Source organism: Ruegeria sp. A3M17 (assembly GCF_003318255.1).
Lineage (GTDB): Bacteria > Pseudomonadota > Alphaproteobacteria > Rhodobacterales > Rhodobacteraceae > Ruegeria.
This window is the reverse complement of the sequence record NZ_QOCF01000028.1, coordinates 291,657-315,978: the sequence shown is the minus strand read 5'-3', so window position 1 is coordinate 315,978 and position 24,322 is coordinate 291,657. Positions and strand designations below refer to the sequence as shown.

Below are 24,322 nucleotides of genomic sequence, written 5' to 3'. Positions count from 1 at the left end.
TCCCGCCAGCTTTCAGGCCGAAATCTGCTGAAATGGCCGATTTTTCGTACAAAACCTGTACAAAATTCGCACGTTTGTGCGTTTTTCGGGGGTCAATCATGAGCCGCCATAGCTTTGATCCCGAAATCGCCGGACGTGTCGGCCTCAATGCAGCGGTGATTTTCCAGAACATCGCCTTCTGGATCGAGAAGAACCAAGCCAATCGCCGTAACCTTAGAGACGGGCGGTATTGGACCTACAATTCGATCTCGGCCTTTAGTGAGTTGTTCCCCTATCTGAGCGAAAAGCAGATCCGAACGGCGCTCGAAAAGCTGGTCAGCGCGGAGCTGATCATCAAGGGCAATTTCAGCGACGATCGTTATGATCGGACCTGCTGGTACGCCTTGGGCAACTCCATTTGCCCAAATGGGCAAATCGATCCGACCGAAAGGGAAAATGATGCATTTGCCCCTGAGGGCAAGCCATCTGCCCCAGAGGGCAAATCCTATAAGAACAGATATAAACCATATCAAAAACCAAATCCTTCGCACGCGAAGGCGGCGGTGCAGGATGAAGTTTCTGAAAAGATTTTGTCCGCCTATCCCGAGGATCGCGTTCGCGGGAAAGCGGTTTGTCTCTCGCAAATCCGCCAAGCGCTGGCCGACGGAGTGGATGCCAAAGACCTCGAGGACGCCGTGCGGGCCTATGCGACCGACAGCGAAGGTTTCACCCGCTCGAAGGTGTGCTTCTCCGACAATTGGTTCACGTCTGGCCGTTGGTTGAAATATCTTCACGAAGTCGGGGAGGCTCGAGAAGTTGGCAAGGCCAAAGAGGTGGAATTGCTAAAAGGTTTGGCCAACTGGGTCACGGACCGCCATCCGCTGTGCCGCCATATCACGCCCGGCCAAGTAACCGCTTTGCTGGCCGCAAACCTGGTCAGCCCTGCTGAAATCGAGGCGGCGGGGCTTCGAGCATGAACGCAACTGATCCCCACAAAGAGCAGAGAGCAAGGGTACCCACCGATTACATCGGCGGGACTTGTGAGGGGCGGCAAGCCTCCCCTTCAAACCCCAACCAGACGCGCGCAAGCGGCGTCAAAGAGGGCCATTCCGAGAGCGTGATCTTTCGATGCACCCCGTCGGAAAAGGCAGCACTTGTGGCCAAGGCGCGCGCCGCTGGCCTGCCCAATGCCACGCTGATGCGCGAGGCCTTGGGGCTGACCGAGGCACGTCGGCGCAAGCCCGTCCCCCGAGTTGACCCGAAACTGACCTTTGCGATTGTCCGCGTCGGCGGCAACCTCAATCAGCTCTCCCGCTGGATCAACGGCGCGGTCAAGTCCGGCCGCGCGAGCCAGATCGATGCGCTCAAGGTCGCTGCTCGGCTGGTGGTCATCGAACGGCAGATGGCGCAGATTGTGGCGGCGCACACAGGCGGCGGCGAATGATCATCTCGTTCTTCTCCACCGGCACTGGTGGCGGTGCGGCCCCCGTGGATTACCTGACTGCACGCGAAGTTCTGGCCTATGACGAGAACCGCAACCTGATCCGCGACGACACCGGTCAGCCGCAAACAAAGATTCGAGACCCGCTGCCAGAGGTGCTGCACGGCAATCCAGACCAAACCCGTGACCTGATCGACGCGAGCCCCAACAAGTGGAGCTACACGGCAGGCGTGATCAGCTTTGCCGATTACGATGATCCCAGTCCCGACGCCCAGCAAGAGGCCATTGAGCTATTTGAGGCTCTGGCCTTTGCTGGGCTGGACAGGGATCAATACGATTGCCTCTGGGTGCGCCACTCGCATGAAGGCAATGTCGAGCTGCACTTCTGCGCGCCACGCCTTGAGCTAAGCACGGGCAAGGCGCTGAACATCGCGCCGCCAGGACATGAGAACGCTTTTTCCAGCCTGCGTGATCTGATGAACAAGACCCACGGTTGGGCAGACCCTTTGGAGCCAGATCGCGCGCGCGAAGTGAGGGCGACGATTGAAGCGCCGACACGCGCGCAAGGGCGCGAGGCGCTGCACGAATGGATCCTCGATCAGATCAGCGTCGGCAGCATCACCGGCCGCGCTAGCATGATCGACGCGCTATCAGAGGCGGGTTTCGAGATCCCCCGTGCGAGCAAGAATTGCATCACCGCCAAAGACCCCGACACCGGCGAGCGCTGGCGTTTGAAAGGAGAGATTTTCCATGACGACTGGCAAGCCGAACCGCCTCGCCGAGAAATTGAACGCGGACCTGGAAACGATCCGGAGCGACCACGCCGCCTTGATGGCATCTCAACTGGAGAGCTTCAGGAGCGATTTCAGCAGCATTGCGACCAGCGCGCTGCATACAATCGAGACCGATATCAGGTTCTTTCTGAGCGACAGCAGGAGCGAGTTGGAGAGGCGGAGCGAGACGATCAGGCGCTGGTTGACGATCTCACCCTGGGTGATCGTGGTGATGGTCTCATCCTGGATCGCGACAGTGCTGATCGCGAGTTGGTTTTGGACGGGCTTGATCACGCGCTCGGAGATGACGAGGCTTGGCCTGACACGGATCGAACAGGCTGGGCAGACATGGGTGACGCTGGACCCCGACCGGACCGAATTGAAGACCTGCACCATGGCCGGGACGCCGGTCATCTGTATCGAGTTCAAGGAACCCTAGATGACACAGACCCTGACAGCATTGGAACGCGAATTGCTCGCATCCGTCGAGCGGTTGGTGACGGCCTGCGAGAGTTCAGCCAAGGAATTGCACGCCTTGGAGAAGCGCTCGACCAGCAAGATCGAAAGCAAGGTGAATGGCTTGGCGCATTGCGTGGCGCTATTGATGAAATCACATCTCACGTCCGTCACCACATTGGCCGACTTGCTGCGCGAGGAGCAGAATTGCGCGACGCTGCAGGCGGGGTTAGAGACCAGCTGGAAACTAGCGAAAGACGCCGAGAAGCGACTGAAAGAGAGTTAGACGCGAGAGATAGCCACCGCAGCGCCGGACATTCGCTTTGATCTAACTGCAAATATTGGCGTGGTTCGAGGGTCTGCAGTGGGAATCTTAGATTCGTTCTGCAGCAATTCACCACACGTCTGCGATTTCTTTGCTGGGTGCGTATGCGGATAAACCGGAACTTCATGTAGAATGCAGCGAAGAGCTCGAAAGAGCCCAATGTGACTGATGCTGCGCGATGTACGAACGGCAACTCCAACGCCAAAACTTACAAATCAAAGCCTGAACAACCCAAGGTGTTCGACAATTTCGCGTTTGGTGGCATTTGTTCGGTCTCGTGCAATCTCCGTACCTTTTCTAATTACGTCTAAGACATAGGCGGGGTCTTTCGACAGTTGCGCTCTTCGCGTCCGAATAGGAGCAAGCAGCTCTTGCAGTATGCCGTCCAGTCGTTTTTTGACCACTCCGTCGCCAAGACCGCCTCGCTGGTACATTGCCTTCAGCTTTTTAACAGCGATCTTGTCTTCATCAAACGCGTCCAGATACGCGAAGACAACATTGCCTTCTACCTGTCCGGGGTCTTCGACACGCAAATGGTTCGGATCGGTAAACATCGCTTTGACGGCGGCGCTGATTTCATCTGTCGATGCCGAAAGTGGAATAGCGTTGCCACCTGATTTAGACATCTTCGCTTTGCCGTCAATGCCGGGAAGCCGTCCGGCCTTTGGGATAACAGCGACAGCCTCGGGAAGTACCTTTCGGTTAGCGGTGGAATTGATCCGACGCACTATCTCATTGGTCTGTTCTATGAGTGGCGCTTGGTCGTCGCCCACCGGGACGACGGTTGCTTTGAATGCAGTGATATCAGCGGCTTGTGCCGCCGGGTAGCATAGGAAGCCCGCAGGTATATCACGGCCGTATCCACGCGCCCGGATTTCATCTTTGATCGTTGGATTGCGTTCTAAGCGGGATACAGTGACGAAGTTGAGGTACAGCATCGACAGTTCCGCAAGCGCTGGTAGATGCGATTGCAGGCAGATTGTCGTGCGTGTTGGATCGATGCCGACAGCAAGGTAATCAAGAGCAACTTCCATCACGCAGCGTCGTACCTTTTCAGGATCGTGAGCGTTATCAGTTAGCGCTTGAGTGTCCGCCAGAAGCAAAAATTGCTCATGACTGTCTTGGTACGCCAAACGGTTTGCAAGCGAACCTGCGTAGTGGCCGATATGAAGAGGCCCCGTCGTGCGGTCTCCGGTAAGAATGATTGGTTTGGTCATGAGCATGTCCTCGTTGAGAAGAGGTGCCGCAGGACGCATGGAAATAAAAAAGGCCGCCCAAACGGCGACCTCGGAATAGAATACTGTCCAGTCGCCTTATGAGGAGACCAGCCACCAAAAGTTCGAGATGATTTTTGTGCTTTCCATAGAGCCGCATGTAATGCTCTTACCAAGGTCGGTCAATACGGCATCGCCTGTAAAGGGATTGAGCGTCTGAAGCGGACACTCGCGCAGCCGCAGCGAAAGCCCCCTTCGTCCCGCCCTGCCGCCATCCAAGCAACTCGCAGCTAAGGTCTTGTGCGAGCCCTTATTACTAAATGCTGCGCAGAGCATAAACGGCAGAGAAGTGGTGGATTGCCGCCGTTCAGCACAATTTAGGTATGTGTAGTTAGAGCCAGTGTGTTTGCGGAAGAACACTAAACGCAAACCGATACTCTTGCTGTCACAAGTGTAACGGGTGGGTTCAGTCTGACTTGCCTCGTCGCTCTCTCATTCATGATGAGAGTTTGCGGTTTTGCCTCCTGGCATTCACAAGCGTTCTCTCTTGGACTTGAATCGTGACTATCACTATTATTTGATAAATATTTACAAAAGAAGGGCAATTACAATGAAGATCTTCTTTGCATTACTAGCCACTACCTCGCTAACACCAACGGTGTCGTCGTCTGGCACATTTGATCGCGACGGGTATAGTGTGAATAAAGTGAACGGTGCTGTGTATGAAGCCGTCGCTGAAGAAAAGTTCAGTGGGGAGGCATTTTGGTGTGTCGCGGGCTCCTTCGCTCAGATTGACTTAAAAGCATCTCCAAATGCCAAAGTTTATGTCGTGCGGGGATTTGGTCCCAGCGAAACAACAGACCGTCGGTCAGCGGTCCAATTCACCCTGGACCCCAAAACGGCAGGTATTACACCATCTGAAGGGTCCGCTGACTTGAATGAGTTATCTGTAGGGGAGCATTTGCCGGTGGACGTGGCTCGTAGCCATTGCGAACAGTAAAAACGAAGTTTTGTTCGTCATTTTTAGGAGCGCAAGTATTCCGTCGATTGCCTGGAAAATTGATTGTGCCGCCGGCTCTCTGGGAGCCGTCAAAAACTTAGAAATCGTCCTGTTGGTCTTCAACCTGAAGCCAAATTGATAGCCAAAACCAGGTGGTTGGAGCTCAAAAATGCTTGAGCTGACCCTGTTTTCACCTACTCATTGGATGAAAATCAGAACAGTATTCTGCTTGAAAAAATCTTTGCATCAGAACTCCGCCCTGTAATTGCGATCCGTTTGCCATACAAACTAACGCCATCAGTTTATTGCACCATTAGTTAAATCTGACATGAGGCAACAAACTATTGCCCAATAAGCACTCCCACGCGCGACAGCGCAACCGGTTCAAGCGCGCCCGGAGGCGCATAGGGATTTGCGAAAGAGTAAATCAGGAATAAGGTAATCCCATTGTAAACGCCGAACAAAGCCACAAATACGATGTTTAAACCCGATGGCGCAAACGCAAAAAAGCTGATGGAAATAATGACAAGACCGGCAATTGCAGCGAACCAGAACGGTGCCTGGTTCGAACGATTGGCAATGTTTGACCTCTTACTGCGAAGTTGATCCAACTTGCGTGCGTTTACCACCAGGCTATCATGCAGACGCTGCTGAACTGGACTGTCTGACACCAGATTGAGAGAACCCTGATACACCTTCATCCAGGCATCGCGCCCAGCACCGATACTACCATCTGCCGCAGCAAGTTCTGGCCATTCCTGGGTCACCACCACATCAATGTAGTCTTTTGCACCGTCGATGATGTCCTCGCTCCCTTTCCCGGCATGCAGTTTTGCGTCAGTTACAATCTGCAATACCGTGTCCGCTTCAGACCCCAGATCACTCTGCAAAATCCGGTAATCCAGAGCGAGTTGAGCAAAGACCAGACCAAGGATCAATGCGTGTATCGCCGACACCCGGCCGAGAATTGAACCCGAAAGCTCTTTCGTTACTGCATCTGGTTCGGGTCCAACCAACCAGTGAGAAACATGGTAAACGAGCAAGATCGCAATGACAGTGCCGGCGATGATGACAATTGCGGTTAAAAGCGTCTCATTCATTAGCAAACACTCATTCTGTGGGACCACCTGTTGATGACCAAACACATCTTCTTACCTTCGTTGATACGCGGAGCGTTGAAAATACAGCCTGATCATTCCCATTTATCATACAGCGCCAACGGATTGTATTCAGCCGATTGTGCAAAAAGACTAGCGGGATCGAATCTTCTGAAATCTAAGCTCTTTGCAAGTCATCCTCATCATCCGCCGCAGCAAATTGATCCGCAGAACTCTCAACCTTGACGGACCGCCTTGCAAACTCGATGCCATTGGCTTCAAGTTCGGCTTTCAGACGCCTGTAGATCTCGCGGCGGGCATAAAATTGTTCGCCGGGGACTGAGGTGAACTTGAGCCGCACGGTCAGGCCATAGAGATCGATATCGTAGATACCCTGAAACTTCAGTGGCGTTATCATGGTGGGGCCGATATCCGGGTCCTGCATGAATTCCGCGGAAATCTGTTTAACGATCCGTTTGACCTTCATGATGTCGGTATCGTGGGGCAACTGGAAGGCCATCTTGGTGATCACCCAGTCCCGGCTCAGGTTCGAAACGGAGTCGATGGTTCCGTAGGGCACCGTTTGCAACGCGCCTCTGTGATGCCGTATCTGCAATGAGCGCAGTGAAATACGTTCCACCGTGCCCCGCATTTCACCAAATTCAAGGTACTCGCCAATACGGAAGGCATCGTCTGCGATATAGAATATTCCGGCCAGAATGTCCTTCAACAAGCTTTGTGCTCCCATGCCCAGCACCAGTCCGAGGACACCTGCTCCTGCCAGCATTGGTCCGACGTTAATGCCAAGCTCCGACATCACTACCAATACCGAGATGACAAAAATGAAAGTGATCAGCAAAGCGCGGATCAACGGCAAGACACTCAGCGCCCGAGAAGAGGAGTGAAGCGTTTCGTCCTCTCCATGTGGTTCAGGGATCTGTGAAACAAGATATCGGCGCAGCACGCCGGTCAACACCAAAGCCGAAATACTGCCTAAGACAAGCACAATCAGCACTTTGGCGGTCGAAGTAATTTCCTTCGTTGTGCTGTCGATCAATATGTCGTCGAAGACGATCTCAACCCCTACAAACACAATCGCAATTGCGCCAACGATAGCCCAGTGTTTTCTGTCGCTTTTCACCTGTGCCCCCTTTTCTTGACTTTGTGTGCAAGATGACTCCTTGTTATCCACCGGGCTTCAGACCCATTGGGATTTCTGTTCAGATCGCAGTCGTCCGACGTAAATATGCTGGCTTCAATTAGCTGGCCTCAATTAGCTGGCTCTGGCTCGCTGCCTTCACTTCGGAAATAAGAATGTGACTTGGAACCGAGCACCCCATCCGTCGGGACCACCGTCCGGCGCATCAGCCCAATAGCGCGCACCAAGCCCCAGTTGGACGGGTTGTTTACCCAGTTTTACAACCTGGGAGACAACAAAGTTGATCGGAACAGACCATTCTTCAGCTTCCCAATCATAAGTGCTTTCAGTGTCGAGCGTGAATGTCGTAGCTTTAGGTGTCGTGTAGGCCAGGAACGGTTGCAAGAACGTTGCAGACACTTTGCCGTTCTCGGAATTGCCGCTCACGGACCAGATATGGTTGGCAAGACCTCCAACTGTCCAGGGTCCTTTTTGTTTCAAGACAACGCCAGTCGGACCAATCCCCCATTGGTCAGGCGAGATGTCATCAGAAGCGGTCGGCAGCTGGAACACCGGGCCGACCCCCCAGACGATGCCGTTTGCGGTTGGTTTCTTTGGTGAAAAGAAGAAGCTCTGAATTATGTTGCCGACACCACTTTGCGAGCCCGATCCCGGCCTTATGTCATCCTGATCAACCAGCGGAATGATCGTGCGAGATATGACGTTCCAATCCGGGCTGATCGAGATCGGAATCACAGGCTGGATATTGACGAAACCCTTGTTACCAGAGCCGTCTCCGTACCCGTCGTCGTAGTTGAACTGAAATGGAACGCTGATGAGATCTGCAATTGGGTTGGACAACTTCTTGGCAAGATCTGCGCTTCCTCCACCGGATGAACTTTTCGCCGTTTGCGCAGTTGTAACCGCCGGAAGCGCGAGAGCGAAAGTCAATAACAGTGCATTACGTAGCATCTGGTAATCCTTTTGGTTGAGCCGATCACGTGGATTATCCGTTCTCACAAAGCCCCTTCCATCAACGCCGCTTGGCCTGATCATTATACATCTCGGTCACCTACGAAGTGGGGTTACTGACGCAAGCGTTAGGAAACCGGGCCGGGAATACCCGGCCCGGTTTGGTTCACTCGACGACTTCGACTTCGCTAGGGCGCCACGACTTGTCAAAGAAGGATGGCATGGGGCTATAGAGCCTGAGGACGTTAAACCAACCCTTTTCCGGATCAGTTTGAATCCAGTTCCCGTCGGCCGCACCGTCAGGCTTTTCGGGTGCGAAATAAACCACGGTTGAACCGTCTTCGCCGGAAACCGCCGCAGCTGTTGGATAGCTCTGACTGCCGGCGCGCGGCCATTTCTGCGGCGTTTGCAACATCGAACGCGTCTGGTTGTCATACAGCGTGAAGGACCAGAATGCTTTGGCCGGGATGTCCTTGGGCAAGGTCACCTTGTAGGTCTTTGCGCCGTCAAAGGGCTCGCCTTTTGAATCAAGAAACCCGATCAGATACTGAGAGCCGACTTCAGGAATACGCATGATCATACCAGGGCTGTCGAGTGTGTAGGCGTAGTAGAAGGCCGTGCGACTGTCGAGCGTGCGCGCGCCTGTAGGGGGATAGGGTTTGAACATGCCGTCTTCGTAAGCCGGGGGCGGGGTTTCGAATAGCGCGCCGCCCTCCCAAAGCATGCTCGTCCAATAGGAATTTTCATAATATGCCCAGTCGGGGTGCACATCGAGCGCCTGCCATTGCAATGCCCGACCAAAAGCCTGCCCTGCGGCGGCAGCATCTGTGAGGATCTTCTTCATCCGGTCGTCGGGCTTGAACTCCTTGCCATGGCGGATGCCGATTGCAGCCAACTGCCCGGCAAGCTCGACATCATTGCTTGTCGCCGGCTCATTCTGGACATTTTCATTGACCATCTCAAAAAACCCATAATCGCTGGGCGGGATGGTGTTGAACGACAAGCCAGACGCCTCGACGAACTTCATTTCGGGGATCTTGGGCTCTCCGGCCAGCCTGACCTTGCCCTCAAGCGCCTCTGCGATAGCCGTGCCATAGCTTCCTGGCTGATAGGGATAGATCTTCAGGTTGTTCTTAATATTTTCTGCTGCCGGCTTGGGATCTTTGCCAGCTTCAATGAAGGCACGCAACGCATAGAGGATATTGTTGGTCTTGGCGTGGGCGACAAAATATCCGTCCTCGGGCACCTGCCCATCGTAATCCGGCCCAACTACAAGGTACTTGCCACCTAAGCCCCGGTCCGGGCCTGGTTTGCCCATGTCGATGATCCACTGAAACCACATGTCGTTGAGCGCGCCGAGTCCACCCGACGGTTGATCAATCACAACCGGACCTTTCGACAGATCGATCCACCCCAAGTAATAGATCGTGTCGGCGTTGGCCGTCAGGAACAATGAGTTCGAATCCATCAGCTCCGAGAAAATGACAATGTCACCACTTTCCGCGCCAACGCTTTGGAAGCCTTTCTTCAATGCCAAAGCTGAGGCGCCTCGAAAGCTGTTATTGTAGGCATTCAGCGCCCGAGTGAAGTCCACCGTATCGAAGACATTCTGGGCGGTTTTCTCGCTGGGCACGCCCTTGGTGAATTCGAGTGTACCAATGCGGGTGTCGATGCTGTTGGGAGCGGCAAGGGAGTCGATAGTCTCCTTCGAGACGTCCGCCAAAGACGGTCCAACCGCGATAGAAAGCGCGACCGCTGAAGTAAAAGTTTTAAAAAGGTGATTCATGATTTCCTCCGGGTTAATGCATTAAATTAAAACACTATTTCTGAAGTTGATGACACTGACACAACAATGTCACGCAAATTTTGTGCGGCTGGCGACGTAGCGACGGATGTTGATTTAGTCTCATATTGCTACATGAGTTTTGAGTAGTTGATAGTTTCTCGTTCGCAAGCCAGTCGACGTTAACTGATAGTATCCTCAATCAGATCCGGATTTCTGACCATCTTGCGCCACAATCCGGCTAAGATTTCTTTTTTAGCATTTGGCGTCGATAGATACCTGGGGTCGCGCCATTCCATCGCACGAAGGCGCGCGTGAAACTGCTGGGGTTATTGTAACCCAACCGTTTGGAAACCGCCGCGATGGATAACTCGGAATGGGTAAGCATCGTCATAGCCGCATGGTTCACAGCTTGGTTGCGAATATCTGAAAAGGTGAATCCCGAAACGGCCAGATATCTCTGTAATGATCGGCTGCTCATGCCCATTTCTTTTGCTACGCTCTGGATTGTGGCCCTGCCGTCGCGAACCAATGCATCCACCACATCTGTAAGAGCTACAATGTCGACTCGCCTTTCCGCATTTTGACCCGGCATATACGATTTCCCTCATGAAACGTATTTTCTGCACTGATTGTATGGGGCTTTGTTGCTCGGCGTCTGACCATTACGCGCCGTCGCTTACAGAGATTGCGGGTTGGCATATTTTGTGCATATTCTTCAAGGGCGTAGAACAGGCAATTGTCGAGTGCCAGCCAGGGAGGAATTTCTGGATGAAAACAATACCGTTGGTCCGCGCCGCGCACCTGCTTACGTATACGTCTTCGCTTCGTGAAATCGGTGCTCCGGTTGATCGAGAGCTGGTGCGCGCGAAACTCCCGACAATGATCGAAGACTGTCCGGATGCCTATCTCAGCATGCCGCAGGTGTTGGAATTTGTCGATCAGTGCAGCCGTGATCTGAATATTGTCGAATTCGGACACCACGCAGCGCTGTCCGCAAGTATTTCCGGACTGTCACAAAATATGCAGTCAGCCTTGCTGAACGCGCCTACTGGTCTGGCTCTCATTCAGGCGTTTGCAGCAGTCGCTCCAATTGAAAACACAGCCATTTCAGTAGGCGTTCAGCAAGAGGGGTCTGTTTATAGAATCTACTTTGATCTGATCGATTTTCGAAGCCACCACGCTTTGGCCGGGCCGGAATGGGTCGCTGTTCACTCATCTATTGAAATCCTGCGCAGCGTCTGCGGTGCTGATTGGTGCCCTGGTGAGATTACAATCATGTCACACTCCGCTGACCATATCTCAACAGAGGAAGCGTACCCCAACACCAGAATAAAGTTTGGTCAACTGCACACTTCTGTCACGGTTCCAGTGACCAGCTTGGCCGTACCCTGTGTTTCACCAGCCGAGAATGGTTCTTCCGAAGTGACAGTTTCTCCAGGCCGGATCGACTTCGTCGGAAGCCTCAGGCGCGTTGTCGCCCCCTATCTTCAGGATGCATATCCGTCCCTGAATCTTATGGCCGAAATCACAGGTTTGTCGCGCAGAACTCTTCAACGAGCATTGGCACGGCACGGCAAAACCTACACCGCTATTGTTCAGGAAGCTCGTTTTGAAAATGCGTGCGCGCTGCTGGATGACCTTGGTATTAGAATTATCGATGTCGCATTCACTGCGGGCTACGAGCACCCACAACACTTCACGCGTGCATTCCGGAAGTATACAGGTCTTACACCAAGCCAATATCGCCGAAGGTCCTCGACGGAGAGCTCCAGTACGTGAGGAAAGTTTGACACCCAGCCAACGCTGCCAAAAATTCCCGACAGCTAAGCCACGGAAATTTTACGGCTTTGGAGGCAAAGGCACTGCTCCCTTCGAACATCGATTGCACCGATAGAACAGCAGATTGAGAGCCATGCCATTGCGAAGGGCAATGGCGAAAATGCTCTGGCCGCCATACGGAGGCTGCTCCATAATCCGCAGGTTCCCAGCAACAGGCCAGCGCTGGCGGCGACCACCGTCAATGATGATTTCTGTCTCAGACATGCGCTCGTACTGAAGACGATCTTTAAGCCTCCTTGGTCAGTTCAAAGTGTTTGGTTGAAATGGAGTCCAATTTACACAGTAGTTGGCGCGATACGCGGATAACCGCCATTGGTGCACTTGCAGCGAATTCACCCTATGTCCGCTCAGCGGACCTTCGCCGCACGCCACATCAAGGTCTGCAACGCGGACAATGCTGCAATTCGCTGCTGAACACCTCAAGGTCTGCTTTGCGCTCAACGACCCTTTGTTCGCGCAATCAGAACCTGAACTCCACACCCACGCGACCGGACAGTTGATAGGAACCTGAAGTTTCGAAAATCGCTTCGGTTCCGGCACTGATGGTTAGCCCGTTTTGAGTCTGGTATTCACCGGATACGTTCAGGAACCCACCCAGGGTGTTGTTGTCGCCGCCGGTGTTGAAGCTGATATTCTGGCCGAGCAAAACGCCATCAATACTGTCGCCGCCAAAGTTTGTCCGCGCGTCAAGACCGGCTTGCAGACGATAGGTCAGGATCGATCCATCGCCGGTGATTTTCTGTTTCGGGGCTGCAAGCTTGAGCCGGGCAATGCCCATGTGAACCGTACGGCTGTCAATGGTTTGCGGTGAGGCTGTTCCGGTCTCGGTATAGCTGTCCAGAAACAGTCCTGCATATTGCACGCCAAAGCTTCCTTCGATCGCGTGACCTGCGATCTGCGTTGGCTTGGTGATGGTAACTGCAGGATTTACGAACCAGCCGTCGAAATCTGCCGAGATTGTCTCAACCCCGCCTGATCCTCCCCCACGCAACTTATCCACAGGACACTCCGTCCGGGAATTAAGGGCACAGTCTGGCAATTAATGATACAGTCCAGAAATTAAAGGCAGAATCAAGCACTGATTTTGCTCAACTTTCTAAAGTCAGCGTCCAATAATTAACGGCACAGTGACAGTTGTGCTTGGATCTTCAAAAATCTTCGCATTCCTCAACTTCATCCGTCTTGCAATCGTAACGACCATCGAAGACTATCGATAAGTTTCCCCCTTGAGTGGGCAATGTGCCGCTCAGCACCATGATTTTGAAAGTCACAGTGGCGCCTTCCCGTCGAGGCTTACTGAGTTCTGCAACGATTGGATGCCTAATCTCACCTTCAATGGTCAGCACGGCATTGGGAGGGTCGTTAGCAAAATTATCATTTCCTGACACCCAACTTTCTAAGAACAGCTCCAATGATATCGAACCTGTTTTTCGTTCTGGGCGATCTGTGAACCAACCGATATCCGCGTCAAATCCTGAAAGGCTGATTGTTGTACCGTCAGAAACCATGGTTTCGGCAGTCGCGACATACAAGACAGCAGTTCGACGCTGTTCGTGGGCACAAGCTGCCGACGCAACAAACAAACTTCCAAAAACAATGCATAGTGTAAGTCTCTTAACTAAATTCATGCTAATCGCTCTCCTAAAACATTGCCCGCGGAAACATGGGGATCCACTTCTAATCAGGGCTAGACCTGTACATCGACCCACTCAATCAACGGCGTACTCAGATCTCCAGGGAAAATGTATGCTTGTTTGGTTATTACCCCTGAAACTCACTAGCATCTTTGCAAACCTTCTTTGGCCTGCGACTGGACGACACTAGCCTGCACTGGTTACCTTTACTTTGATCAGAAGACAAAGGCTCTGCCGCAAATTTTTCATGGATCAGAGCGAGTGTGAGCCTACCCAACTGAACTGGTCCACCGTTATGTTTAGGAAACGGAGTACCACGAATGGCAAACAAGAGACCGAAGCCCGAAGAGATTGTCTCGAAGTTACGGCAGGTTGAAGTTCTGATGGGGCAAGGCATGTCCCGTCTTGATGCGATCAGACAGATCGGCGTTGTTGAACAAACCTATTACCGCTGGAGAAAGAAGTACGGTGGAATGGGTGTTGATCAATTGAAGGAACTGAAACGGCTTCAGAAAGAGAACGAGCGGTTGAGACGCGCGGTGTCTGATCTGACTCTGGACAAGCTGATCCTGACGGAAGCCGCAAAGGGAAACTACTGAGCCCCGCTCGTCGTCGTGCCTGCATCGATCATGTCCGCAGCCAGCTCAAAGTATCTGAGCGACGCGCCTGCCGCGTGCTTGGACAACACCGGTCCACGCAACGGCGCGTCCCACAAGGTCGCGCAGACGAAGACCGTCTGGTAGCCGACATGATCGAGCTGACCCGTCAATACGGCCGTTATGGTTATCGCAGGATCGCTGCACTGCTGAGAGAGGCTGGATGGTCTGTCAGCGATGGGCGAATTGAACGGCTTTGGCGACGAGAGGGGCTGAAAGTGCCGATGAAACAACCGAAGAAAGGACGGCTCTGGCTGAACGATGGCTCGTGTCTTCGGCTGAGGCCGGAGTATCGCAATCATGTATGGAGCTATGACTTCGTTCATTGTCGCACCGATGATGGCAAAACCTTCCGGACGCTGAACATCCTTGATGAGCATAGCCGGGAGTGCCTGGCGATTAGAGTGAAGCGCAAGCTGAACTCGGTCGACGTGATCGATATCTTGACGGATCTGTTCATACTTCGAGGAGCACCCCGTTTCATACGTTCAGACAATGGGCCGGAATTTGTTGCCCAGGCCGTCAGGGATTGGATTGCCGCTGTCGGGGCCAAGACAGCCTACATCGAACCAGGAAGCCCTTGGGAGAACGGATACTGTGAAAGCTTTAATGGCCGGTTCAGGGATGAGCTGCTCAACGGTGAAATCTTCTACAACCTGCACGAAGCTCAAATTCTGATCGAGCAATGGAGGAAACACTACAACACAAAACGCCCCCACAGTGCTCTGGGCTATCGCGCGCCAGCGCCCGAAACCTTCATCCCGATGGATCAAAGGCCGATGATGCACTAACAATCAGGTTGGACCAGTTAGATGAGGCTGCTCACTTGGTTGAATCAGGGCAAGTGCGAAATCTGCCCTGATCCCTGACCTCAGAGACCAGCACGCTCAGGCAATGCCACATACATCTGAACATGTGTGACGGTCGAAAACTCTCCGGGAAGTGGGCCATAGGTCTGACCATCAGAATGCCATGCCAACCCCAGATCAGCAGCAAGATGCTCTCCGCTCAGTTGCAGGCAGGGTGAGATCGTGCGCTCAAAATCAGCTGACCCGTCATCATTCGCGACAAAGGTATTCTCTGACCCGTCACGCGCGCCAAAGGGCAGATCATATGTGCCGATGAACGGGTCGGTCGGTGGCCAGACCATAAAATCATGCCAGATTGTGTAGACACCGTCGGGCACGAGGTTTTCAAAGGCCAGATCAACGGTTCCAACACCATTTTCGCAGATGTAGGTGCCACTGCCTTTGGCTGCAAACCATTCACCCAGTGTCAGTCCAAGCGGGCGGCCCTTGGGATAGGGGCCGGTATCAGTTGTGTCCAGAAAGTTGTGCTTCACCTCAATACCCGGCGCGTAGAGCGGTGCATCCATGTCGCGGGTCGCTGCGGTTGGGCGGTGCACCTCACCCGAGCCTGGGACTTTTTCATAGAACACATCCTGCTCGGCCATGCCGTCGTCAATGTGGAAGATGAAAGTCAGCGACATGCTTTCCGGGGCGTCATAGCTAACATTGGTGCCCTCCTGGGCGGTCGATTGCGTCGCGATGGACAGGGCCAGTACGGCAGCACTGGTCAATAGAAAGGGTCTCATATCATTGGTCCTTTGGTTGGATTTAGGCATAGGTGCCCGGGGAACCGGTTCTTATACAGAGCCGGAATTCTGTTGATTGGTTTGTGACTGCGCGGGTTCTGCCGCGTTAGCCGTCCGGCTTCAGCGGCGTCGGCTGTGGTGTCAGACCAGACGGAACAGTTTGCGGAATGAGCACCGAGAGATCCTTGGCGGCCGGATCCGTCAAGGCATCCAGGAAGGCCATAAGCTCGGCAATCTCGTGATCTTCAAGCTGCACGGGCGCCAGCATGTTTGCCTTTGCAATCCGGTCTCGCAACTCAGCTGCGCAATGCACCCAGTGGTCGCGCAAATCAAATGCCGCGCGGCGTTCGGGGTTCAATGGGCGAAAGATCAGTTCTGATCCATCACCGGTTTGCTCAATGATCTGGTCAAGCTGTGGCAACGACACGGTGTCAGCATCAAAAACTTCAAGAGAAGCGACACTGTCCAAATGGTGGCGCACCATCGCCTCCAGATCATCAAACACACCGTCATGTCCCCAAGGTCCTGTCAGCGAGACATTGCGCAGACTGGGCGTGCGGAATGCAAACAGATCGTCCATTTCAAAGGTGACGCGATAGCGCCCCTCGTCCTCTGTGTGCAAACCAAAACCCGATGCGCGCCAATAACTCGTATCCCCGCCATGCCCTTTACCCGGGCCAATTTGAGGAACCGCAATGGCATGGAAATCGTGATCCGTCAGCAACGCACCTGAATGGCAGTTTGCACAGCCAGCTTCGCCATAGAACAAATCCACACCGTTGCGTGCTTCGTGAGAAAGGGCTGTGTGATCACCTGCGATGAAATGATCAAACGCGCTTTGGTCGGAGCGAAACGCCACCGATTGAAACGCAGCCAGCGCGTTTGCGGCCTGCACCATCGTGACTTCGGTATCGTCCGGGAAAGCGGCACGAAACAGGGTGCGATATTGCGGCTGGTCGGCCAACCGCTCGGCTAGCAAATTCCAGGCGTCTGTTACCCGATCTTCTGCAACGGCGGTGGCGATTGGGTTCTCACCCTTTTGCCCGGCCATTTCAGAGGCGGAGAGCACCGGAAACATCGCTTGCGCTGCCAGTAAATTATTCAGACCAGCGGGCAGATGTTCGCGGGCTGGGCTCCAGAACCCACTATCAAATGTTGCCAGTGGATCTGCTTCCACCCGCCCATCATGGAACATCGAATGATATTCCTTTGCGCCAATATTCCACAGCGCCTGTGCGTTGCGTGGAATGCGTTCGGTGATCCCGTCTGCAGTCTGGCGGTTTGGACCGAAACCTGTTCCGCCTTCGCCAATCGACAGGGCCACACCATCGCTTGTGCCGCGTGCCGGGTCATGACAGGTACCGCAAGAAATATTGCGATTGCCTGACAGGATCGGATCGAAAAACAGATTCCGACCCAACTCGAAAAGCTCTGCTTTCGGCTTGCCGTCATACAGAAAGTCACTGTCCTCTAAGGCTGAAGGCAAAAGGGACGACAGTGCGCTTTCCGGTTGGGCATGCACTGGGGTCAGGACGCCACCGATCAATAGCGCTGTTCCGATTGCAGCAGGCAAAACCAGCGCGGGCAAGGGAGCCCGTGAACCCGTCCCTTCTGCCACCATGGTTAGTTTTTCTGTCTTGAATGCGGACATTTCAAATTCCTTTGGTCAATAGATTTCGAGTGTCACGCGTCACTAAAACAGGCGGAAATGGTCTGCTGTGTCCGACTTCAGGTCACGCAGATGTTCTAGGCCGACGTCCCGCAAGAGATCAGTGGGCAATTGCGCCAGTTTTTGCCGGTCACGCTTGTTCCTTTGACGTTCTCGCCACCAGGCAAAAAATTTGGAGACGTTTATTCTTGCGCGACGTTTGCCACTCAGCCCCTTGGTTTGATCCATCATGGTCATGGTAGAGTTCCTTTCAGAGTAAGCGATTGAGGGGGATCAATTTGAGCTGCACGAGGTGTCCCTCTCTCACCCGATTGCTTCGAGGTTTGCGCAGAAATGCTGGTCGCAAGGCGCGTTGCACTGACTCCGGCGGCATAAAAGAAGCCTTCGAATGACACACCGAACCCGGTGAACCAAAGGCCGGGATTTCGCTTGTCCTGTTGACCCGCCGGGCACAGCGGGTACCCACGCTGATCCAACGCGCCAAGATGGCCAAACAGATCCTCTAGACCCGTCTTGTAGCCCGTTGCACAGATCACCACGTCAGGATCGACTTTGCGGCCGTCAGCCAGTTCAACAGAGTAGGGAGAGAAACCGACAGTCTGACCCACGACCTGGAAGCGGCCCATTTTCAACGCTTTGACAAACCCGTCATCCAGTGCGGGCGTCACCCCATCCTTGATCAGGCGTGATCCGCCACCTTTGCGATGTCGGGGCAATCCATGGCGGCGCAGGTTGCCAAAATTCATCCATTGCATCCCTGCCATCAGCGGATCGAGAGCCCATTTGGGGGTGCGGGAAAACAACCTGGCCATTCTGTGCATCGGATATCCAAGTATCCGCGTTGGCAGGATCGAAGGTCCATTTCGGACAGAGATCCAAACCTGTGCAGGATTGGCCCGCGACAAGTGGTTCAACACATCCGAGCCGGAGTTTCCGGCCCCCACGACAAGCACCTTTTTGCCGTCATAACTGGAAGGTTCTGCGAAATCAGCGGAGTGAATAACCTTACCGCCAAACTCTTCGAGGCCGGGCCAGATGGGCATGTCGGGCTCTTTTTCGCGCCCGGTTGCAACAATCAGATGAGTGCAGGAATAGGTGCCCTTGTTTGTCTCAACCTGCCAACCACCTTCAAGACGGTGAACCGACCGGACGCGGGTTTCAAATTGGATATTGGACGCCAATCCGGCTGCGTATTCACTGAGATAATCAACAACAGCATCCCGGGGCAAATAGATGTCGGGATGGCGCGGTTCCTGATGACCTGGGAGCCGGGCAAAATGACGGTGAATGTTCAGCCGCAACTTCGGATGGCGCGCACGCCACGGGTCGGCGACCCGGTCTGAAGCCTCCAGAATCGTGACGGGTATTTTGCGGTCGCGCAATTCGTTCGCCGCTGCCAATCCGGACAAGCCGGCGCCGATGATGAGGGCGGTTGTTGAATGAGAATGTGTCATCCTAAATCTCCGAAAAAGGGACGCGTCTAATGGCGCGCAAGGAAGTAGGCGGTTAGCGGGTCAATGCGGCGCAGATCTGGGCCAGATGCCTGTGATCCGTCCCACAGCATCCGCCGACAACACGCATGCCTGGAAGCAGCTGCCTCAGCTGCGCGTACTGCGCGCCCAATTCGACCGGGTCGCCTTCATCGAGCGTTTCACAGCAATCAAGTTCTGCATGTGACATGCGCGAAGCATTCGCACGCACGCCTCCAATACGCTGCGCCCAATCGGATCCCTCAGGGATCATGGTGCGAAAGTGATCGGGGTGGGCGCAGTTGACCATGTAATAGGCGGGCTTTGTTGTGGCCGCAGTATCAACCTGTGTGATGGCGTCTTGCAGCACTTCGCCTGTGGGAAGCCGTCCATCGGTTTCAACCGTAAAGCTGATAACGCAAGGCACACCCAACTCTGCGACGGCATTGGCGACACCAACTGCCTCTGGCACGTTAGTGAGTGTCAGCGCGCTGATCATGTCGACGCCTGCGTGAGCAAGGACCCCAACTTGATAACCATGGTAAGCCTGCGCTTCCTTAATGGTCATGATGGATTTTGGATCATAACCATCGCCACGTGGGCCAACGATGCCATTTACAAGGACCTTCAGCCCGTGGCCCAACGTGCTACGCAGTTCCTTGGCATCCTGAACAGCTTGGCAATTCACATGCCGCAGATGGTCCAAATCGTGGCCGAGTTCCTGACCCCAATCAGGGTTGGCGCGCCACGTATATGTGTCCAGTAAGAACCCTGTTCCATTTTGGCGGGCCAGTTCAAAGATCGGGGCAAAGTACTCCTTGAATGCGGCGCGACCTTCTTCCAGCTGTGCCAGTGGGTAGGCCGCAAAGCAGGGCATGTCGAAACCCTTCTCAAATACAAGCCAGGTTTCAAGTCCGGCTTCTGTCAGAAATAGCTGATCAGATTGATGCGGCAGGATTGTCGACGTCATATTACGCTCCATTCAGGTCGTTCAGTTTCAATAAGGGACAGATCTGAGAAGACGCTGGACGGCGCTCCACTTGCTCGAACTGTCACATTCAATGCAACGGTATTGCCTGACGAGATCGTGTCATGATATGCCGATATGTGACCAATTCGGTGAATATCGGACACACCCATGCTTGATAAGAAAACCACCTGCCGCACAGCGGTTCTGACCATGCCCTGTATCGGAACATCGACTGCCTATTGTATTCTTGATGCTTTGGCGTCCGTGGGTCGGGATTGGGAAATGCTACATGGTAATGCACCCAGACCACCTGTTTTTGAAGGCGCCCTACTGTCAGTTGACGGTGCGCCTTACGACGACATCAACGGACGGCGCATCACACCGGATGGATCGTTGGAAAGCTTTGGCACACCCGATCTTGTCATCATTCCGGATTTTCATTTTGCGCCAGGTACGGGAACACCGGAAGAGTTTGCGCAGTTCATCCCGTGGCTCAGGAAGGCAAAGGACGATGGCGCGTTGATCACGTCGGTTTGTTCCGGAGCCTACTTGCTTGCCGAGGCCGGAATGCTGAATGGGCTCGATGCCACCAGCCATTGGAGCTTTTGCGACATACTCGCTCGGCAATACCCCGAAATCAAAATGCGGCGCGAACGTATCCTTATCCCCGCGGGCGAAGGACATCGGATTGTGACTGCCGGTGGCGCGTCGGCCTGGGGCGATCTGGTGCTTTATCTAATTGGACGGATTGCAGGCCCGGATGAGGCGCGCCGCATTGCCAAGATTTACTTGCTGCAGCCGCATAGTGAGGGGCAGCTGCACTACGCTTCTCTCACCGCAGGTGCTCAAACCGAAGATGCATTGGTTGCTGATGCTCAGGTTTGGGCCGCAGATAACTACGCACTTCCGACACCAGTTGCCGCGATGGCGGCGCGAAGTGGCTTGACCGAACGCAGCCTTTTGCGTCGCTTCCGAAAGGCCACGGGGCAAACGCCGGTCGACTACATCCAGACGCTTAGAATCGAGGAAGCCAAGCAAATGCTCGAAACAACCGATCTCCCGATCGACGACATTGCCGAGGAGGTTGGATACACAGAACCGTCGAGTTTCCGAAATGCCTTCAGGCGATATGTTGGGATGCCTGCATCGACTTACCGCAAGAAACGTTTGTTGCTCATGCCAGTCGGCTCCGAAGAGCATTAGCTTAACCCACACCCATCAATTGGCTATATAGGCCTTTCATTGCTTTCCAAGAGAACCGCAGAGCGATTTGTGAAGGCATTGGATTGGCACAGTCAAAATTGATCGTCTCTCGGTCTATGAACGTGTTGCCCGCGAACCTGATGTTTCCGTCATGAACTTGGATTGCCGCCATTCGCTGCGGCAGCATGATCACGTAGACGAAGAACTCACACTCTGCGGATATTGCTGCTGTTCACTGCAGTTGCGCCAATGGCAGCTTTCCGAATGTTTGAAAAAGGTCGAAAAAAGAAACGCCGCAAGATGTTGCAACGCTTCCATATTCACAAAAATTCCGGACCGAAATACGAGGTTAGATCGCGACGTCTTCCGGATCCAATGTAACCTTGTAAAGCTCGGTGTCCGCACGATCCATTAAGCGCACGGTCATTTGCTGAGTGGCACCATCAATGTCGACCAGACCAAAGAACTGCAAACCCTCTGACGGCGGCAGGTTTATTCCCTGCCCTTCAGCGGGCGCTTTGAAGTATTTGACCTCTGGGCCAAAGGTGTTGTCCAGCGCGTTCGGGCCAAAAGTTCCCGCATGAAGCGGCCCCGAAACAAATTCCCAAAACGGGCTAAAGTCACTGAACTGCGCCTGGTTGGGATCGTAGTAATGTGCGGCCGTGTAGTGAACGTCAGCTGTGAACCAAACCGTGTTCTTGATCCCGCCGGTTTTGATGAAACGCAGAAGTTCGGAAATTTCAACCTCGCGCCCCTTTGCAGGACCGTTGGTACCATCTGCAACGCCTTCTGATCCTGATTGTTCGCGGAAGTTGTCCCAAACAATAAGTCCCAAAGGTTGATCAGATGCAATGACTTTCCATGTGGCCTGGCTGTTCGCCAATTCGCGCTTGAGCCAAGCCATCTGGTCCGCACCCAAGACGCGCTGATCGTCTGTAAGCGTTTCGGTTGCGGCAGCTGTATTCGGTCCGCGATAGCTGCGAAGGTCCAGAAAGAACACATCCAACATCGGGCCATAGCTGATCTTACGATAGACGCGAGACGGTTCGGTCGGATGAATGCGCAAAGGTGCCATTTCGTGAAACGCGCGTGTCGCACGTGCCGTTAAAAGCTTAACTGATTTTTCGCTGTACCTGTCGTCGTTCAGCAAGTCCTTGCTATCGGACCAATTGTTCACGACCTCGTGGTCGTCCCACTGCATGAAGGTTGGCGCAACCGCATTCATGGTTTGGACGTGTCGGTCCATCATATTGTACTTCCATTGGTCACGGAATTCCTGGAGCGTCTCGGCAACTTTGCGTTTGCTGTCGATCAGGGTCGTGTTGCGCCAAATGATCTGGCCGTCCTTTTCTACCTCGTCCTGCATAGGGCCATCGGCATAAACAGTATCACCTGAGTGGATGAAGAAATCCGGCTGGTGACCCGCCATGGTCGCATAGGTCAGCATACCTTCGTCATCAATGCCCCATCCCTGACCAGCCGTGTCGCCCGACCAAGCAAACCGAACAGACCGGCGGGACATCGGTGCTGTTTTGAAGCGGCCTGTGATGGGTTCGGAAGTGGCGTTCGCATCGCTTAGGTCAGTAGCGACGAAGCGATAGAAAATATCCTGATCCGACGGCAGACCATCAACAAGACGTTTGATTACCATGTCGGATGTCGGGATTGCGTCCATAGCCGACAGTTTGCGCACATTCGCAAAACTCTCAGTGGTTGCCACTTCCATTTCGATAAGGGATGGGCGATCCACACGCGACCAGATAATACCAGATGTCGTGTCCACGTCCCCCGATTGAACGCCGTGACTGAATACCGGTCTGCGTGCGGCGCGGCTTATGGCGGGCATCGCAAGATACGCGGCACCCGAGGCTAGCACGGTCCGGCGCGATGGTCTGAATGAAGGCATGACAAGTCTCCCATGTGGCAATTGGCTGACCAGATGAAAGAGTGATTCCGTAACGACAGAGAAATGCTTCTGTAAACGATTAGCGACAGTTTTGTTACACGAAAGTTCGCACCGACCTGCAATGATCACTGCGTCCATCTTGGAAAGTTCATCCACTTCGTCCGAACATTATTCGTCCAGGATTTTCGACGCTTGTCTCACCATACCAGACATCCGCGACATGTGCAGCATCCGTCAGCTTGGGCTCTCTTTCCGGCCGTTAGCTGCGTTTTGCACCAAGGTCCGCACTGAGTATCGTTAATGCTTGAAACAGTTCTCTCTGTGCCAGGTTACAAACTCGGTCCTTGGCCGGTTGGCGAGGCGGTTCGGCACCAAGATCTTGCCGGACGCGTTGATCATCGATGTCACGGCTTCGATGTCGTTGCTCTGACGGGAAACCAGAATAGTCAGGTCGTCAGCTAAACCAACGAGACCGCGATCAAACATCCAATGTGCAGTTCCGGACAGGGCGAGCCCGTTGCTGACGATGTCGGGTCCGTCATGCTCTACAGGTCTGATATGAGCGGCTTCCACTTCAGCTCGGCCACCGCCATTTATCAGACGTAAACCAGTGATGGCGCAGCGCTCGCCGTAGGCGCGCAGGACGTTCTTTCTGAAATTACGATCGCGAACCGCCCGGTTGGTCAGTTGGTTGACGCGTTCCCGTGTGGGCATGTGTCGGAAAGGTGTTTGCGCGTCTTGAAAACCTGGCAGCTGCATCGAGTCACCAACGCGAGGCAGGATGTCCTCGTCCCGTCCAAGACCACGTTCGACAATTCGGGCAAAGTCTTCAGCTGAAAGGGTTCTTACCGCAGCTTGCGCGCGTCCAGATATCTTGCCTTGATCGTTCAGCAATCCGCTTTCGATGACTGAATTCTCGTCTCGGAATGAAACAGGGTCGCCGAAATCAAGATAGGTCCCCGGCTCAATCACCGCCAAGAACATTTCCGGTTTCCTAGGATCCGGAATGATCTCCTGGACCTTAGCGACAGCAAAATAGCCTTTGGTCTCTTTGACCTTGCTTGGCTCGAGGTAGACGATCCAATCCCCTTCGCACTGTTGGGCACGCGAGAGGTATTGTTTGGGAAACTGATACCGCTCAGAGGGAATATCGTCGTAGATCGAGTCGCTGCGATGGATGAAAATACCGAAGGCCATCGGA

The 24,322-nt window shown here is 53.8% G+C and carries 22 protein-coding genes; 7 read left to right on the top strand and 15 right to left on the bottom strand.

Annotation, left to right across the window (positions count from 1 at the left end; all coding sequences use genetic code 11):
- The first annotated feature begins 98 nt into the window (after window positions 1-98).
- The 3 genes from DS906_RS15940 to DS906_RS15930 are packed head-to-tail and all read left to right on the top strand — an operon-like array spanning window position 99 to window position 2,976.
- Window positions 99-956 (top strand): hypothetical protein, encoded by an 858-nt coding sequence (locus DS906_RS15940; RefSeq protein WP_113791090.1) that lies wholly within the window; start codon window positions 99-101, stop codon window positions 954-956.
- Window positions 953-1,423: a MobC family plasmid mobilization relaxosome protein gene (locus tag DS906_RS22545; RefSeq protein WP_233494818.1), complete on the top strand. Its 471-nt coding sequence runs from the start codon at window positions 953-955 to the stop codon at window positions 1,421-1,423. The genes DS906_RS15940 and DS906_RS22545 overlap by 4 nt, the downstream gene beginning before the upstream one ends.
- The gene (locus DS906_RS15930; RefSeq protein ID WP_113791089.1) at window positions 1,420-2,976 is read left to right on the top strand and encodes a relaxase/mobilization nuclease domain-containing protein; all 1,557 of its coding nucleotides are present in this window, start codon (window positions 1,420-1,422) and stop codon (window positions 2,974-2,976) included. Before DS906_RS22545 ends, DS906_RS15930 begins: the two co-directional genes overlap by 4 nt.
- 213 nt (window positions 2,977-3,189) lie before the next feature.
- Here the strand turns inward: DS906_RS15930 and trpS are convergent, their stop codons facing one another.
- Window positions 3,190-4,191, bottom strand: coding sequence for a tryptophan--tRNA ligase (gene trpS / locus DS906_RS15925; RefSeq protein WP_113791235.1), 1,002 nt, complete (start codon window positions 4,189-4,191; stop codon window positions 3,190-3,192).
- A gap of 607 nt (window positions 4,192-4,798) precedes the next feature.
- On the opposite strand from trpS, the gene DS906_RS15920 reads away from it, so the two are divergent.
- Window positions 4,799-5,188, top strand: coding sequence for a hypothetical protein (locus DS906_RS15920; RefSeq protein WP_113791088.1), 390 nt, complete (start codon window positions 4,799-4,801; stop codon window positions 5,186-5,188).
- Window positions 5,189-5,529: 341 nt separating this feature from the next.
- Here DS906_RS15920 and DS906_RS15915 read toward each other — a convergent pair whose 3' ends face one another.
- The 5 genes from DS906_RS15915 to DS906_RS15895 form a co-directional block, all read right to left on the bottom strand.
- A complete protein-coding gene (locus DS906_RS15915) occupies window positions 5,530-6,288 on the bottom strand; it encodes a hypothetical protein (protein ID WP_113791087.1) in 759 nt (252 codons plus the stop codon).
- A 175-nt stretch (window positions 6,289-6,463) separates the two neighbouring features.
- Window positions 6,464-7,426 (bottom strand): mechanosensitive ion channel family protein, encoded by a 963-nt coding sequence (locus tag DS906_RS15910; RefSeq protein ID WP_113791086.1) that lies wholly within the window; start codon window positions 7,424-7,426, stop codon window positions 6,464-6,466.
- Between the two features lie 156 nt (window positions 7,427-7,582).
- Entirely contained in the window at window positions 7,583-8,479 is an 897-nt protein-coding gene (locus tag DS906_RS22540; protein WP_233494817.1) for a transporter, read from the bottom strand.
- Window positions 8,480-8,561: 82 nt separating this feature from the next.
- Window positions 8,562-10,181, bottom strand: coding sequence for a DUF1254 domain-containing protein (locus DS906_RS15900; RefSeq protein ID WP_113791084.1), 1,620 nt, complete (start codon window positions 10,179-10,181; stop codon window positions 8,562-8,564).
- Between the two features lie 238 nt (window positions 10,182-10,419).
- Entirely contained in the window at window positions 10,420-10,773 is a 354-nt protein-coding gene (locus DS906_RS15895) for an AraC family transcriptional regulator (protein WP_113791083.1), read from the bottom strand.
- A 14-nt stretch (window positions 10,774-10,787) separates the two neighbouring features.
- Here DS906_RS15895 and DS906_RS15890 point away from each other — a divergent pair, with 14 nt between their 5' ends.
- Window positions 10,788-11,960, top strand: coding sequence for a helix-turn-helix domain-containing protein (locus tag DS906_RS15890; RefSeq protein ID WP_113791082.1), 1,173 nt, complete (start codon window positions 10,788-10,790; stop codon window positions 11,958-11,960).
- Between the two features lie 520 nt (window positions 11,961-12,480).
- Here DS906_RS15890 and DS906_RS15880 read toward each other — a convergent pair.
- Together DS906_RS15880 and DS906_RS15875 are read right to left on the bottom strand one after the other, a co-directional pair.
- Complete coding sequence (locus tag DS906_RS15880) at window positions 12,481-13,020, bottom strand: autotransporter outer membrane beta-barrel domain-containing protein (protein ID WP_113791080.1); 540 nt, start codon at window positions 13,018-13,020, stop codon at window positions 12,481-12,483.
- A 148-nt stretch (window positions 13,021-13,168) separates the two neighbouring features.
- Window positions 13,169-13,648 (bottom strand): hypothetical protein, encoded by a 480-nt coding sequence (locus DS906_RS15875; protein ID WP_147235284.1) that lies wholly within the window; start codon window positions 13,646-13,648, stop codon window positions 13,169-13,171.
- Between the two features lie 326 nt (window positions 13,649-13,974).
- Here DS906_RS15875 and DS906_RS15870 point away from each other — a divergent pair.
- Window positions 13,975-15,101, top strand: a protein-coding gene (locus tag DS906_RS15870) for an IS3 family transposase (protein ID WP_113791078.1) whose coding sequence is annotated in 2 segments (ribosomal slippage) — window positions 13,975-14,239 and window positions 14,239-15,101 — 1,128 coding nt in all. Because the reading frame shifts where the segments join, the coding sequence is not laid out codon by codon here.
- An 80-nt stretch (window positions 15,102-15,181) separates the two neighbouring features.
- Here DS906_RS15870 and DS906_RS15865 read toward each other — a convergent pair.
- From DS906_RS15865 to DS906_RS15845, 5 genes are all read right to left on the bottom strand, one after another.
- Window positions 15,182-15,904, bottom strand: coding sequence for a hypothetical protein (locus DS906_RS15865; RefSeq protein ID WP_147235281.1), 723 nt, complete (start codon window positions 15,902-15,904; stop codon window positions 15,182-15,184).
- A 106-nt stretch (window positions 15,905-16,010) separates the two neighbouring features.
- Window positions 16,011-17,555 carry a cytochrome-c peroxidase gene (locus DS906_RS15860; protein ID WP_233494816.1) on the bottom strand — a complete coding sequence of 515 codons (1,545 nt, stop codon included), beginning with the start codon at window positions 17,553-17,555 and terminating at the stop codon, window positions 16,011-16,013.
- Window positions 17,556-17,597: 42 nt separating this feature from the next.
- The gene (locus DS906_RS15855) at window positions 17,598-17,810 is read right to left on the bottom strand and encodes a DUF1127 domain-containing protein (protein ID WP_113791076.1); all 213 of its coding nucleotides are present in this window, start codon (window positions 17,808-17,810) and stop codon (window positions 17,598-17,600) included.
- Window positions 17,807-19,027, bottom strand: a complete 1,221-nt coding sequence (locus DS906_RS15850; RefSeq protein WP_113791075.1) for an NAD(P)/FAD-dependent oxidoreductase — start codon at window positions 19,025-19,027, stop codon at window positions 17,807-17,809. The genes DS906_RS15855 and DS906_RS15850 overlap by 4 nt, the downstream gene beginning before the upstream one ends.
- 52 nt (window positions 19,028-19,079) lie before the next feature.
- The gene (locus DS906_RS15845; protein ID WP_113791233.1) at window positions 19,080-20,012 is read right to left on the bottom strand and encodes a homocysteine S-methyltransferase family protein; all 933 of its coding nucleotides are present in this window, start codon (window positions 20,010-20,012) and stop codon (window positions 19,080-19,082) included.
- 168 nt (window positions 20,013-20,180) lie between these two features.
- Between DS906_RS15845 and DS906_RS15840 the strand changes: the two genes are divergently transcribed.
- Window positions 20,181-21,215 (top strand): GlxA family transcriptional regulator, encoded by a 1,035-nt coding sequence (locus DS906_RS15840; RefSeq protein WP_113791074.1) that lies wholly within the window; start codon window positions 20,181-20,183, stop codon window positions 21,213-21,215.
- 349 nt (window positions 21,216-21,564) lie between these two features.
- Here DS906_RS15840 and DS906_RS15830 read toward each other — a convergent pair whose 3' ends face one another.
- Together DS906_RS15830 and DS906_RS15825 are read right to left on the bottom strand one after the other, a co-directional pair.
- The gene (locus DS906_RS15830; protein ID WP_113791072.1) at window positions 21,565-23,121 is read right to left on the bottom strand and encodes an alkaline phosphatase; all 1,557 of its coding nucleotides are present in this window, start codon (window positions 23,119-23,121) and stop codon (window positions 21,565-21,567) included.
- A gap of 297 nt (window positions 23,122-23,418) precedes the next feature.
- Window positions 23,419-24,318: an HNH endonuclease gene (locus DS906_RS15825; RefSeq protein ID WP_113791071.1), complete on the bottom strand. Its 900-nt coding sequence runs from the start codon at window positions 24,316-24,318 to the stop codon at window positions 23,419-23,421.
- Window positions 24,319-24,322 lie beyond the last annotated feature (4 nt).

What these genes read in the sequence shown, in the direction of transcription:
- DS906_RS15940 (WP_113791090.1), top strand. Translation starts at nt 99, where the DNA reads ATGAGCCGCCATAGCTTTGATCCCGAAATCGCCGGACGTGTCGGCCTC.
- DS906_RS22545 (WP_233494818.1), top strand. Translation starts at nt 953, where the DNA reads ATGAACGCAACTGATCCCCACAAAGAGCAGAGAGCAAGGGTACCCACC.
- DS906_RS15930 (WP_113791089.1), top strand. Translation starts at nt 1,420, where the DNA reads ATGATCATCTCGTTCTTCTCCACCGGCACTGGTGGCGGTGCGGCCCCC.
- trpS (WP_113791235.1), bottom strand. Translation starts at nt 4,191, where the DNA reads ATGACCAAACCAATCATTCTTACCGGAGACCGCACGACGGGGCCTCTT.
- DS906_RS15920 (WP_113791088.1), top strand. Translation starts at nt 4,799, where the DNA reads ATGAAGATCTTCTTTGCATTACTAGCCACTACCTCGCTAACACCAACG.
- DS906_RS15915 (WP_113791087.1), bottom strand. Translation starts at nt 6,288, where the DNA reads ATGAATGAGACGCTTTTAACCGCAATTGTCATCATCGCCGGCACTGTC.
- DS906_RS22540 (WP_233494817.1), bottom strand. Translation starts at nt 8,479, where the DNA reads ATGATCAGGCCAAGCGGCGTTGATGGAAGGGGCTTTGTGAGAACGGAT.
- DS906_RS15900 (WP_113791084.1), bottom strand. Translation starts at nt 10,181, where the DNA reads ATGAATCACCTTTTTAAAACTTTTACTTCAGCGGTCGCGCTTTCTATC.
- DS906_RS15895 (WP_113791083.1), bottom strand. Translation starts at nt 10,773, where the DNA reads ATGCCGGGTCAAAATGCGGAAAGGCGAGTCGACATTGTAGCTCTTACA.
- DS906_RS15890 (WP_113791082.1), top strand. Translation starts at nt 10,788, where the DNA reads ATGAAACGTATTTTCTGCACTGATTGTATGGGGCTTTGTTGCTCGGCG.
- DS906_RS15875 (WP_147235284.1), bottom strand. Translation starts at nt 13,648, where the DNA reads ATGAATTTAGTTAAGAGACTTACACTATGCATTGTTTTTGGAAGTTTG.
- DS906_RS15865 (WP_147235281.1), bottom strand. Translation starts at nt 15,904, where the DNA reads ATGAGACCCTTTCTATTGACCAGTGCTGCCGTACTGGCCCTGTCCATC.
- DS906_RS15860 (WP_233494816.1), bottom strand. Translation starts at nt 17,555, where the DNA reads ATGTCCGCATTCAAGACAGAAAAACTAACCATGGTGGCAGAAGGGACG.
- DS906_RS15855 (WP_113791076.1), bottom strand. Translation starts at nt 17,810, where the DNA reads ATGACCATGATGGATCAAACCAAGGGGCTGAGTGGCAAACGTCGCGCA.
- DS906_RS15850 (WP_113791075.1), bottom strand. Translation starts at nt 19,027, where the DNA reads ATGACACATTCTCATTCAACAACCGCCCTCATCATCGGCGCCGGCTTG.
- DS906_RS15845 (WP_113791233.1), bottom strand. Translation starts at nt 20,012, where the DNA reads ATGACGTCGACAATCCTGCCGCATCAATCTGATCAGCTATTTCTGACA.
- DS906_RS15840 (WP_113791074.1), top strand. Translation starts at nt 20,181, where the DNA reads ATGCTTGATAAGAAAACCACCTGCCGCACAGCGGTTCTGACCATGCCC.
- DS906_RS15830 (WP_113791072.1), bottom strand. Translation starts at nt 23,121, where the DNA reads ATGCCTTCATTCAGACCATCGCGCCGGACCGTGCTAGCCTCGGGTGCC.
- DS906_RS15825 (WP_113791071.1), bottom strand. Translation starts at nt 24,318, where the DNA reads ATGGCCTTCGGTATTTTCATCCATCGCAGCGACTCGATCTACGACGAT.